The sequence below is a fragment of the Bacillus coahuilensis m4-4 genome, from assembly GCF_000171615.1.
In the GTDB taxonomy this organism is placed as follows: Bacteria; Bacillota; Bacilli; order Bacillales; family Bacillaceae_K; genus Bacillus_T; species Bacillus_T coahuilensis.
This window is the reverse complement of record NZ_ABFU01000032.1, coordinates 15284-26763: the sequence shown is the minus strand read 5'-3', so window position 1 is coordinate 26763 and position 11480 is coordinate 15284. Positions and strand designations below refer to the sequence as shown.

The 11480-nt window shown below is 35.4% G+C and carries 10 protein-coding genes and 4 pseudogenes; 3 read left to right on the top strand and 11 right to left on the bottom strand.

Annotated elements, in window-relative coordinates; genetic code table 11:
• Nucleotides 1–189 precede the first annotated feature (189 nt).
• Complete coding sequence (locus M44_RS25140) at nucleotides 190–612, top strand: hypothetical protein (RefSeq protein ID WP_010172756.1); 423 nt, start codon at nucleotides 190–192, stop codon at nucleotides 610–612.
• Entirely contained in the window at nucleotides 596–931 is a 336-nt protein-coding gene (locus tag M44_RS25135) for a hypothetical protein (protein ID WP_010172755.1), read from the top strand. Before M44_RS25140 ends, M44_RS25135 begins: the two co-directional genes overlap by 17 nt.
• A gap of 457 nt (nucleotides 932–1388) precedes the next feature.
• Here M44_RS25135 and M44_RS21735 read toward each other — a convergent pair.
• A pseudogene (locus M44_RS21735) lies at nucleotides 1389–2056 on the bottom strand (Type 1 glutamine amidotransferase-like domain-containing protein).
• A gap of 668 nt (nucleotides 2057–2724) precedes the next feature.
• On the opposite strand from M44_RS21735, the gene M44_RS29905 reads away from it, so the two are divergent.
• The gene (locus tag M44_RS29905) at nucleotides 2725–2811 is read left to right on the top strand and encodes a putative holin-like toxin (RefSeq protein ID WP_420167103.1); all 87 of its coding nucleotides are present in this window, start codon (nucleotides 2725–2727) and stop codon (nucleotides 2809–2811) included.
• 195 nt (nucleotides 2812–3006) lie between these two features.
• Here M44_RS29905 and M44_RS08735 read toward each other — a convergent pair whose 3' ends face one another.
• The 10 genes and pseudogenes from M44_RS08735 to M44_RS08690 form a co-directional block, all read right to left on the bottom strand.
• The gene (locus tag M44_RS08735; protein WP_237705245.1) at nucleotides 3007–3318 is read right to left on the bottom strand and encodes a hypothetical protein; all 312 of its coding nucleotides are present in this window, start codon (nucleotides 3316–3318) and stop codon (nucleotides 3007–3009) included.
• Nucleotides 3319–3598: 280 nt separating this feature from the next.
• Nucleotides 3599–5088: pseudogene (gene glpK / locus M44_RS21730) on the bottom strand (glycerol kinase GlpK).
• A 287-nt stretch (nucleotides 5089–5375) separates the two neighbouring features.
• On the bottom strand, nucleotides 5376–5675 hold the full coding sequence (locus tag M44_RS26135; protein WP_237705244.1) for a DUF454 family protein: 300 nt from the start codon (nucleotides 5673–5675) through the stop codon (nucleotides 5376–5378).
• A complete protein-coding gene (locus tag M44_RS28090) occupies nucleotides 5582–5785 on the bottom strand; it encodes a YbaN family protein (protein WP_010172747.1) in 204 nt (67 codons plus the stop codon). The genes M44_RS26135 and M44_RS28090 overlap by 94 nt, the downstream gene beginning before the upstream one ends.
• Nucleotides 5786–6146: 361 nt before the next feature.
• Nucleotides 6147–7217: pseudogene (locus M44_RS28880) on the bottom strand (glycoside hydrolase family 66 protein).
• A complete protein-coding gene (locus M44_RS28875) occupies nucleotides 7214–7906 on the bottom strand; it encodes a glycoside hydrolase family 66 protein (RefSeq protein WP_050770947.1) in 693 nt (230 codons plus the stop codon). The pseudogene M44_RS28880 and the gene M44_RS28875 overlap by 4 nt, the downstream one beginning before the upstream one ends.
• Before the next feature lie 66 nt (nucleotides 7907–7972).
• Nucleotides 7973–8581, bottom strand: a complete 609-nt coding sequence (locus tag M44_RS28080) for a DUF5110 domain-containing protein (protein WP_010172745.1) — start codon at nucleotides 8579–8581, stop codon at nucleotides 7973–7975.
• A pseudogene (locus tag M44_RS21715) lies at nucleotides 8563–10191 on the bottom strand (TIM-barrel domain-containing protein). The gene M44_RS28080 and the pseudogene M44_RS21715 overlap by 19 nt, the downstream one beginning before the upstream one ends.
• Nucleotides 10188–10520, bottom strand: a complete 333-nt coding sequence (locus tag M44_RS28075; protein ID WP_010172741.1) for a hypothetical protein — start codon at nucleotides 10518–10520, stop codon at nucleotides 10188–10190. The pseudogene M44_RS21715 and the gene M44_RS28075 overlap by 4 nt, the downstream one beginning before the upstream one ends.
• 358 nt (nucleotides 10521–10878) lie before the next feature.
• Nucleotides 10879–11457, bottom strand: a complete 579-nt coding sequence (locus tag M44_RS08690) for a TerD family protein (RefSeq protein ID WP_010172740.1) — start codon at nucleotides 11455–11457, stop codon at nucleotides 10879–10881.
• Between the last annotated feature and the right edge of the window lie 23 nt (nucleotides 11458–11480).

The following is an 11480-nucleotide window of genomic DNA, read 5'->3' as shown; positions in this document are numbered from 1 at the left end:
CTAAAAAAAGCATGGTAGAATGAATACCATGCTTTTTGCGCTAAATTCATTGCTACTGTATTCTAAGTTTTAAAATAAGTAGGATTACATGATTTTTCATTCTCTGGATAATATAAGAATACTATCTAAAAAGAGGAGTATGGGCATGAAAAAAGAACTAACATCAGCTTTTTTTAGTCTTTTTCTTTTTTGTCATTATTAGCAGTAACGGGAGCTTTAGCAAATGAATCAGCTCAACAGGATAATGAGGAAGATGTATATGAGTCAGGACTAGTTATTCAAGAATGGAATAAAGATATTACAGGAGATAATTATCCAGATTCTATCAAACTTACGGGAGTTCTCTTTCCCGATAGCTCCTTATTTTATCAAACGGTTTGGGCAGATATTAAATCCTACAATGGTGAAGAATTTCGAATTGTATACGAATCAGGATATAGTCCAACCCTTACATTTGAAGATCTAAATCATGATGGTATCGTGGATTTATTTTATTCTAGTGCTACAGGAGGTAGTGGAGGGTTATATCATTATGATCTTCATACTTTAGCCAATCAAAAACTAGAAAAATTTACAAGTTCCACCACCAGTAAAAGTGGAAGCAAGGTTTGAGAATGATTATAAAGCGTTAATTATCTTAGAAGATTCTGAAAAATCCTACACAATAGATTTAAGCTCGAGAAAAAAAGATTATGAACGAATTGGTTTGTATAATGATGGGAAATTAGTAAAGCCAACCAAACTTATGGTAAAGCCGTATGGATTACTAGAACCGTCTAACGTTAATGGGAAAAAAGGACTTGGGTTACATGGAATCCAAGGAGTTAGTGGTGCTTATAATGCAGACGGTATAGGTTCAATCGAATCCTATTGGTATTATGAAGATCATAAGTGGAAATTAATAGACGCTCAATTTTCAACAAATCCATAACTAATGTATAGAAAAAAGAATTTCAGTTGTAGATTACTGAAATTCTTTTTTTGTCTCAATGTTAAGAGTATACTTTTGTTTTGAGACAATTTAACATCTCAATCATTAACTTCCTATAATTTATATTATGTAAACTAAAATAAATGTTCACCTCTTCTTCGATACATCCTTCACTTACAATATTTAATATGGAAAAAAGCCTAACCCAGCTGAATAAAAATTTATATCTGCTCTTCAATATATATTTTAAAAATAAAAGGTCTAAACAACATCATTTCATCTCATGATGTTGTTCTTAATTAATCCTTCGACATTTGCTACTGACCGGATAACAATCATTATCTATGGACAATAAACTGCTCCAATGATTGTAAAAGTTATTGAGTGCTATTCTCAAGCCGTCGATACATCCATTAGTTTCTGATCTATTTTTTTATTCCTTACAGTAAATGGAATGTTAAGTTTGGAAGAGTTTCCAATACCCTTCGGAAATTACTTCTGCCGTATCGTCGATGACTTTAATGGCAGTTTGATCGTCCATTGCATAGCCAGGTCCTTTTAAAGAAGCTGCCCATTTTTCAGCAGCTTTTAAAGTGTTTCCCGGCAACGATTCGTGATTCAAATGGGGAAAAATTGAAAATTCTACTAGTCCTAGGGCCTCATCACTATCATCTGGTGGAGTCCAACCAATAAAGTATTCACCTACTGTTGGTGCCATCACCATGCTTCCAGCACTCATTCCTATATAGACTGCTTTCAGCGAAGGTAAAAGTTCTGCCAGCCCGGATTGTTTCATCCAATAGGACAGGTAAAGAGCATCTCCCCCTGAGACCAGAAGAACATCTATCTCTTGAACCAAAGGTACCCATCTATCCTTATCTATGGTTGGAAGCGCTGTAAGCTCTAACACACCGACTGATTTCCAACCAAGATTGACCATAGGATTCTCTTCTTTCCCGCTAATGAACTTCCAAGCTTTAACTCCAGGGCCTACCCATGGATGACCGTACATCGCAGTCGGAATACATAAGACGTTAGAGTCGGTATCGGCTTATCCAACATGTCAACCAGCTCATTGTATATGCTATTGTTAGTAATTCCTCCAGATGTAAGTAGAAGTTTCATACTATCACTCCTTGTTTTAGTATTCTCCTTTCGACATGTCTTTATAAAACAAGAAAATAACCTTATCTTCATAAATGATGAGAATACTTTAATCCAAATAGCTTCAAAACAAATATAATCATGTATTAGCTTTTAGAGTTATTCGACATTTGGAAAGTGTATCCTTCTTTATGATTTAATTTCTAAACTTTAAGTTAGCTTAACTTTTCTTAAGAAACCTTCTATTCCTCGAACCCTTAAAAGCATTTTTAGTTATTAAAATTTAATGACTCAGATACATTACGCTATTCATTTTTTTTAAAAATTAGCAAGCTTCATGTTAAGGGGGTTTATGAAAGTAAAAAAAGACCTGACAGGAACTGATCAGATCTCTTAGTATTGGATAAATATTTTGAAAGCCTTTTACATTTCGCAAGGAACAACCTCTGTGTTGAAAAACAAAGAAATAAAAAAATAAAATGGAATATTTAGGAGGTTCACCGAGTACAAATGAAATATGACAACTTTATCCCTGTACACATGGGAATTTAGATGTGTTGGTTCCTACACTTTATATGTATGAATCAAAAGTAACGAATATTCTAAAATATAGATGCTTTTTGAGTCTTTAGCAGTAGATTCTACATTTTACCAGGCTGCCCATCTTTTGTATAGAAGGAGGGAAAGCCATGATGACCGTATATGAAGCGTTGTCGTTAATGATCATTTTTGCAACATTAGTGATCTCACTTCAAGGAAATAGTAAAGATAAATAGATTTCCCTCTTACTCTAATCCTAAGGGAAATCTTAGTTAAGAAGAAGCCTGAAAAAAATGTATGTCTATTGCCAATTTACTAAGATCATGGCCGTGATCTTAGTTCTTTTTTATTTTATGTCACTCTCTTTCTTGTGATGACAAAAATTCTTAAGTTTAACGATATTGATACAATTATAGATTTATAGAATTTGTCTATTTTATTATGTAAAAGCTTTCTTGTCGTGGATTTAAATAAACCGCGCCATCTTCTAACACCGCAATAGGTTGCTCTAAATAGATAAAGGTTTCTTCTCCCCATTCTGGTATATACTTCTTTATATTATATTCTAAAGCGTAAGCAGAATTTGGAACAATTTTTATGTCACCCCTAAACGGAACGGCACATTGAGAGTCATATAAGCCAATGATAGGACCTGCTTCGTGACAATGTGCTCCAATAGGATGTGAATAAAGCATCGCGTCAATAGACTGTTTTTTAGCCGTTTCTATACTGGCTAAAAACACATCATTACCTGTTTTACCAGGTATCATGAATTTAAAGGCTATATCTTGAAACTCTAATGCCTTTTCTTCCCTTTTTTACTACCTTACCATTTATTGCGTCTTTTATCACAAAATTTTCTGACTATAGAATTTGAAGAAGCTAATTGCCATCATTTAACTTAGAAATTTTTCGTTATTTCAGCAGAATATTCAATAAATTAACGAAAAATTAACAAAGAAGCGTCAAATTAATTTTTGGACGCTTCTTTGTTTAGATAATTTAAGTAGGGAATTTCCCTTTTTATTTGAAAGATTGAGCTGCGTTCACTGCTTTTTCCCAACCACTATAGAGAGTGTTACGTATTTCATCTTTCATACTTGGTTTAAACCGTTTTTCAAGAAGCCACTGCTTACTAATGTCTGCTTTGCTTTCCCAAAACCCGACGGCAAGTCCAGCTAAATAAGCTGCTCCGAGTGCGGTCGTTTCATTTACGACAGGTCTTTCTACTGGAACACCTAACATATTGCTCTGAAATTCCATTAAGAAATCATTCTTAACTGCTCCTCCGTCTACTCGAAGTGTCTTCAAAGAAATCCCAGAATCCGCCTCCATCGCTTTTAATACATCCTTGGTTTGATACGCTAAAGACTCTAATGTGGCACGAATAAAATGTTCTTTTGATGTACCGCGCGTCAATCCAAATACTGCTCCTCTTACATCACTATCCCAATAAGGGGTTCCAAGTCCGACAAAAGCAGGTACAACATAAACTCCCTCTGTAGAATCTACACGCCGAGCATATTGTTCACTGTCTTTTGCATCTCTAAACATACGTAGTCCGTCTCGTAACCATTGAATAGCAGAACCTGCAACAAAAATACTTCCTTCTAATGCATATTCCACTTTTCCATCTACACCCCATGCAATAGTAGTAAGTAATCCGTTTTCTGAACGAATAGCCTTTTCGCCCGTGTTCATTAGCATAAAGCATCCAGTGCCGTATGTATTCTTCGCCATTCCTTCTTCAAAGCATGCTTGCCCAAATAGAGCTGCTTGTTGGTCTCCTGCTACACCTGCAATAGGTATGTTTTGTCCAAAGAAATGATAGTCAATGGTATGAGCATAGACTTCAGACGATGCCTTGACTTTTGGTAGCATAGAACTTGGTACCGTTAAGTAATCTAGTAAATCCTGATCCCATTCTAATTTATGAATATTATACATAAGCGTTCTAGATGCATTGGTGTAGTCTGTTACATGCGCCTTTCCACCAGATAACTTCCAAATGAGCCAGGAATCAATAGTTCCAAACAGCAGGTCACCTTTTTCGGCCTTCTCTCTTGCTCCTTTTACATGATCTAATATCCACTTAACTTTAGTACCAGAAAAATATGCATCAATTAGTAAACCCGTTTTTCTCTAAATGTATCATTTAATCCTTTATTTTTTAGTTCTTCACAAATCTCAGCCGTTTGTCTAGATTGCCAAACAATAGCATTATAGATTGGTTGTGAAGTATGTTTATCCCATACTACAGTGGTTTCACGTTGATTTGTAATCCCAATTCCAGCGATTTGTTCAGCTTTAACATTGGCTTCACTTAAACATGTGGCAATGACCGATAGAATAGATCCCCAAATTTCATTCGCATTATGTTCTACCCATCCTGGATTTGGGAAGTATTGAGTAAATTCCTTTTGAGCACTGTGGACAATTTCTCCCTTTTTATTAAAAAGAATGGCTCTTGAACTCGTTGTTCCTTGATCTAATGACAAAATATACGTATTCATAATAATCCCCCTCAGCATCTATACATACTACTAAGTACTTGCTTTCTTCTTTAATTAAACTAAGTATACAGCAATGATTGTAGAAAAGAGACACACGGAAAATAACTCTACAAGAGTAAAGTTATTTCTGTGTGTCTCTGAGTCTCTTACACTATTATCAACTTATTGCCATGTTACAAAATATTGAAAGCGTTGTCAACTACACAGCTTCTTTGTGAAAAGAACAAATTTTTTTGTCTAGCTGATTAGAGAAACCCACTATGATAGACAGGATAGCGGGTTAATCTTTACATAATTTGTTTACTTGATTCTTCATCTTCATAAGAGTCAATGGTTTTGATTTTTTTAATAAAATAATAATGCTTATATAGCCCTAAAGATAGGATCATAATTTGAACGATCAGTATATCTACCATAAACAGAGAAAAAATGATAAAAGAATCAGCTATGAGGTTAATTCTTATTTTCTCCCTTTTGGTTAATCCAGTTTTATTTAAAAAAGCCAATACGTACTTTTTATAGAATACGGTGCTTTTAAACCAACGATCGATTCGCTTTGAACTTTTTGTGAAACAAAAATGCAGCAAATAAAATAAAATGGTCCTCCAGGTAATACGGGGAGCACCGTACCTAAGATTCCTAATCCTAGTGATACAATACCTATTAGAAAAAAAAGGATGCTCTTTATTCGTTTCATGGAAATCACCCTTCTTTAAGACATCTCGTTATTCCCTTATTATTACATGGATAAAGGAGAAACTCAATATAGGATAGTTGGTATAGAGAGTGTCTCAAACAAAAGCATCTTACTTATACTTTTTAATATAAGGACTCCCTTTGTTACTTGTAACGGAAATGAGGTATGGTACTCTACTATGTTAAAAATTTATCATTAGTTTCAACTTAAAGTAGTTTCTGTAGTTCTCATTTTGAATTTGCAAAATAAAAGTAGTCAATCAAAATGAAAAATTCTATACCTGCAGCAATCTTGCTCCGATGATGATGAAGGAGATTAGAAAAAACCTATGATGAAAACATCATAGTTTTTTCTATGTATCTTATTCTACGACAATCATATTCCAATAGTTTAAACTTGGAATCCTTACAGTTACGTTTCCTTCTTCTTGATGAAATTCGAGAACTTCTGGTTCTCCTAAATTTCTATCGGGAGAAGCCATCCATACCTTTTTGATCGGTTTGTCAACACTAATCTTTATTTAAAATGAATCCCTCGTTTGAGGCTCGGGTTGTTGAGCTTCTGTATCTCTCCACTCAAGTGAAGTGGCATCATAAAAATTTATCAAATGAATGATTTTTTTCGTTTCTTTCTTTTTAGCAAAAGACCATATCTTCCCTAATTCAGGTGAAGATGAAAAGGAAGCCCAATCAGGAGAAGATAAGACCATATCTTCTTCTTCCACATCGTCACGTAATAAATTCTCGTACGCCACTAAAAAATCATAGTAGGCTATCAGTTGTTTGTTAAGTTCTTTAGTTGTATCTAATTTATTGTGAGGAAAATATTCTTTACTTAACATATGTTCACCTAGCTCTAAGTGAGCCCCACCTGATGCAAATATAACACTATTAGTCAGAAGGATTCCGCTAGTATTAAAGTTTCCCGTTTCATTTGAATGTTCATAGTTCATATATGCCGCTAGTACGGTAGACAGGGAGCCATTCGAATATTCCATGTTCTCTTGAATGATTTCGTTTAAATCTAGATATGTTTTATATTCATCCCATACTTCAGTATATAAGAAGTCAACAGGTGCATTAGTGATTTGGGATTGTCCATACTGATTGACACTATTCATTACGATTCCTTTTTCAGGAGTAGCGTTTTTAATTTTCGAAAGGAACCGTTCAAAGGAAGACGCTATATCAACGAGTTCCCCGTTATAATTATATACCGTTCCTCTATCCCCTAATTGGTCAATATGCCATCCATCAAAGGGTAATGATTCGTATAGTTCCTTCTGTCGATTCATCATATAATTTTGCCATGATTCATCATGAGGGTTAACTAAATACACATCGCTTTTCCAATCACTTGGTAGAGGGTGTACATCATGTTGATCGTGTTGAGAATCTTTAAATAATCTCCAATGACTTTCTACTCCTTCTATTTCTGTTCTGCTTCTTTAAAGGCTCCGTACAATAGGTTATAAGACATCGTTTTCATGTTTTTTTCATGAGCTAGCGCTATATATTGTTTTACCGTATCCAAAGAAATTTGGCGATTGGCTATGTCTTGCCATTCTTTTCGACCGTCCATGGGAATGGGCTCATGATGTTTATAGTGCCAATCGTAAAATTGCAATCCATTTAGGTGAAATCGATTTAATTTATCCATCGTTTCTTGCATTTCATCAAATGGTATAGAATCAAATTTGGATAAAAAGCCGTACCTAGGAAATTTACTCCAGTCGCTAGAAACATCAACGGCAATTGTTTTAGTGTCCATAAGGTTCGTTGATTCATATGAAACCTTTACAAGATAGCCTTTGTAATCCTCTTGGGGAGGTACCCAATTCCATTGTATGTTGCTATCAGTTATGGGAATCTCTTTTTCTAGTAATATCTCATCTAAATGATAATAGGTTATGAATAGTGCCCCATTAGTTATAGATGGGTCTAGTGTAACAGAAAGATTCACTCTTTCCCCTGGGGAATAGGCTGCTTGGTCGGTGACTATTTCTTGTATGATGGTTTGGTTGTTTTGTTTTAACGTCTCTGTGTGATCTCTTTGAAAATAAAAGAATACGCCTACTATTGATAAGACTAGAGAAAGTGTTACCAGTATTCGCCCTTTCATGTTGTTCTCCTTTAACTAGCAAGTTATAAAACAAGGACTACCCATAAGATAGTCCTTGTTTTCACATTATTTCATTCTTACTTTTTTCGTCTCGTCTATTGATACGCCTACATATAAAGTTTTTGATTCTTTGTCATAGAAATATGTGTTAGTAGAGTCGTTCACATGTTCAATTGAATCTACTTGTTTGAATTTAGTACTTGCAGCTTTTACTTTCTTTGGCTCTTCAGCATTGTGAACTTTTAACGTTACTTGGTTCAGCTTAGAATCCTTAAAGCCTTCATTCTTTTTATCGATATTGAATACTATGGCGTTCTTTTTACGTTTAACGGTAAAGTTTGTTTCATTGTATTCACCGTCTTTGTATTCCTCTGTAGAAGCATCGTCTTCATAGAACGTATAATCTACTTTATCATCAACATACGTATCTAATATAAGAGTTTCAAGTGGCTGTTCACCTGTATACTGTTGTACGTCACGTGTTGGAATAATAGAATCACCTTTTACAAAAATAGGCAGATGATCAAGTGGTGCATCCACTGTCATCGTTTGTCCACCTTCAAATTTTTCTCCAGTCCAGTAATCTGTCCATGTTGTGCCTTCAGGGAGATAGACGTCACGTTGGGTTTGTCCTTCTTCCACTACTGGCGCTAACATCATCGAGGCACCGAACATATATTGATCACTAATATTATGTGTTTTTCATCTTCTTGGAATTGATACACAAGAGGTTGCTGAACAGGCTTACCTGTATCTGCAGCTTCTTTAAATTCGTTATAAAGATATGGTAAAAGCTGATATCTCATTTCGATATACTTTTTACTAATTTCTTCTACCTCTTCACCAAATGCCCAAGGCTCTTGACCTTGTTTTACTTCTGCTTTCGCATCACTATCATAGTGGATACGTGAGAATGGTAAGAATGCACCAACCTCAATCCAACGTGCAAACAATTCTGCATTAGGTCTTTCGGCAAATCCACCAATATCATTCCCTACAAATGCTACACCCGACATTCCCACATTCATATTCATAGGAAGACTCATGGCTAAGTGTTCCCAATTACTTACATTGTCTCCTGTCAAAAGAGCTGCATAGCGCTGTGTCCCTGCGTACATATCGCGGGTTAAGACGAATGGACGGCTATTTTCATCATCCATTTTTAATCCATCATACGTAGCTTCCGCTTCATCATGTCCATACAAATTGTGATACTCTGTGTGCATGATTTTATTGTCTTCTGTACCGAAGTACGTATCAAGGGGCATCGTATGATTTTACTTCCCACCATCGATAAATACAGCTGGTTCGTTCATATCATTCCATATTCCATCAATGCCTTTATCTAATAATACATGATGATTTTTTGCCCACCAGTCTCTTACTTCTTCTTTAGAAAAGTCTGGGAAAGCAGAGTCTCCAGGCCAAACTGGTCCAATAAACGGCGTTCCGTCTGGATTTTTACCCCAATAATCGTTTTGTGTTCCTTCATTATAGATTGAGTAATTTTCGTCTTGCTTAACAGCTGGGTCGTTTATGGCTATAGCATGGAAACCTGGCATTGACTTTAATTCCTTAAGCGCTTCTTTATATTTTTCATCCCAAGTAAACACTCGGTACTCATCCATATAATCGATATCAAAATGCATGGTATCTAGTGGGATCTCTTTCTCTCTATAAGTCTTTGCAACATCTACTATTTCTTCTGCTGTGTACCCCCATTTACTTTGATGTAGTCCAAGCGTCCATTCTGCTGGCACATCCATTTTCCCTGTCAACTCTGTATATCGGTCGATAACGTCGCCAACTTCAGGACCATAGGCAAAATAATAGGTTAGTTGTCCACCATTAGCATAGAAATAGTAATAATCATCTGATTCACTTGCCATTTCATAATAAGAACGATGAGTGTTATCAAAGAAGATTCCATAAGCCTTTTCGTTTTTAAGTCCTATAAAGAATGGAATCGAGGTATAAAGGTATTTAGTATCTTTGTTATAGGCATAAGCATCTGTATTCCACAATCCTATACTATCTCCATGCTTATTTACATCTAATCTAGACTGTTCTCCAAAACCATAGAAGTTTTCATCTTCATCTGTCTTTTTGAAAACATACGGCTTTCCATCCTCATACCCAGATGTTTTATCATCCTTGATATAGTCCTCATTTATGACATTACCTTCTTTATCTAGAAACTTTACACCGAACGGCTCTTTTTTAATTTCAACTGAAATTTCTTCTATTTTTAACGTGTATGTACCATCTGAATCCTTAAATTTTATTTTAGGAGTAGACCATTCATCCTCGTTTTTTCAATTCCACGAGACTCGTATTCTGACTCCCCTTTTTTTACAACAGATACCTTTGCTAAGTCTTTGTCAAATAAACGAATATAGGCTTCATTGGAACCAAGATCCAATTTCACTCCATTATCAAGCTTTTGTACACTTTTTACACTAAGTTTTTGTAAATTTTCTTTTTTCAATGGTGTATCAGCTTCCAGTTGAGTTACGTTTGCGGACACCGTTGCAGTACTAACTCCTGTCAATCCTACAGTGGCAGCAAGAGATAAACTTGCTAATACACGGAGTTTATTTTTTTCATAGTGCACCTCTTTCTATTTATTGTGAACACCAAATGTGAATCACAAGGCAACTATAATAGAGGGCATAATTTATTGTCAAAAGCCATTTGGCAGGAAATAACTATACTGATATATTACCTAAATGTCGCTGATTACTAGATATGTAAGCGGATGATAATCAGCTGAAAGCGTTTCAATACCTTTATCAGAAATGTTCTTATTTTCATAGTTCTACCATATGGTGTATAGTTCATTCGGTAGATGTAGTATTAAAACTATTACACAGCCGCTTTAAAAGATGACAGTAATGTCACAGGATTGGTATGTACAACTTAATCATTATGTGGTAGAGAAAAACCAGAAAGCATCTGCTTTCTTGGTTTTTTTATACTTCTAACCCATAGGATTGGACAAGTGCATGCAATCCACCTTGATATCCTGCACCCACAGCATTAAATTTCCAATCTCCACGGTGGCGGTAAATTTCACAAAAGACTACAGCAGTTTCAATGCTAAAATCTTCTCCTAAGTCATACCGAACAATTTCATTTCCGGTCTCAGCGTTTTCCAAACGAACAAAAGCGTTAGAAACTTGACCAAAATTTTGTCTTCGTTGTGCTGCATCATGTATGGTGACCGTAAAGGCAACTTTATCTACATCTTGAGGCACTTTACTTAAGTCTATCTTTACTTGTTCATCATCTCCGTCTCCCGCCCCGGTTCGATTATCACCTGTATGAGTCACGGAACCGTCTGGACTTTGAAGGTTATTGTAGAAGATAAAATCTAAATCATTTCTGCACTTTCCTTGAGAATCCAATAAAAATGCGGAAGCATCAAGATCAAAATCAATAGCGCCGTCAAATTGTTTTACATCCCATCCTAATCCAATCAAAATATGTTTTAATCCAGGATCATGCTTTGTTAAATCAATTCTTTGTCCCTTGCTTAATTGAATGGCCATTAGTCTCTCTCCCTTTGTCTCAA

Bases quoted from the DNA above. Each gene is read 5' to 3' on its own strand.
- M44_RS28080 (WP_010172745.1), bottom strand. From the start codon at position 8,581: ATGTTCGGTGCCTCGATGATGTTAGCGCCAGTAGTGGAAGAAGGACAA.
- M44_RS29905 (WP_420167103.1), top strand. From the start codon at position 2,725: ATGATGACCGTATATGAAGCGTTGTCGTTAATGATCATTTTTGCAACA.
- M44_RS28875 (WP_050770947.1), bottom strand. From the start codon at position 7,906: ATGAAAGGGCGAATACTGGTAACACTTTCTCTAGTCTTATCAATAGTA.
- M44_RS08690 (WP_010172740.1), bottom strand. From the start codon at position 11,457: ATGGCCATTCAATTAAGCAAGGGACAAAGAATTGATTTAACAAAGCAT.
- M44_RS28090 (WP_010172747.1), bottom strand. From the start codon at position 5,785: ATGAAACGAATAAAGAGCATCCTTTTTTTTCTAATAGGTATTGTATCA.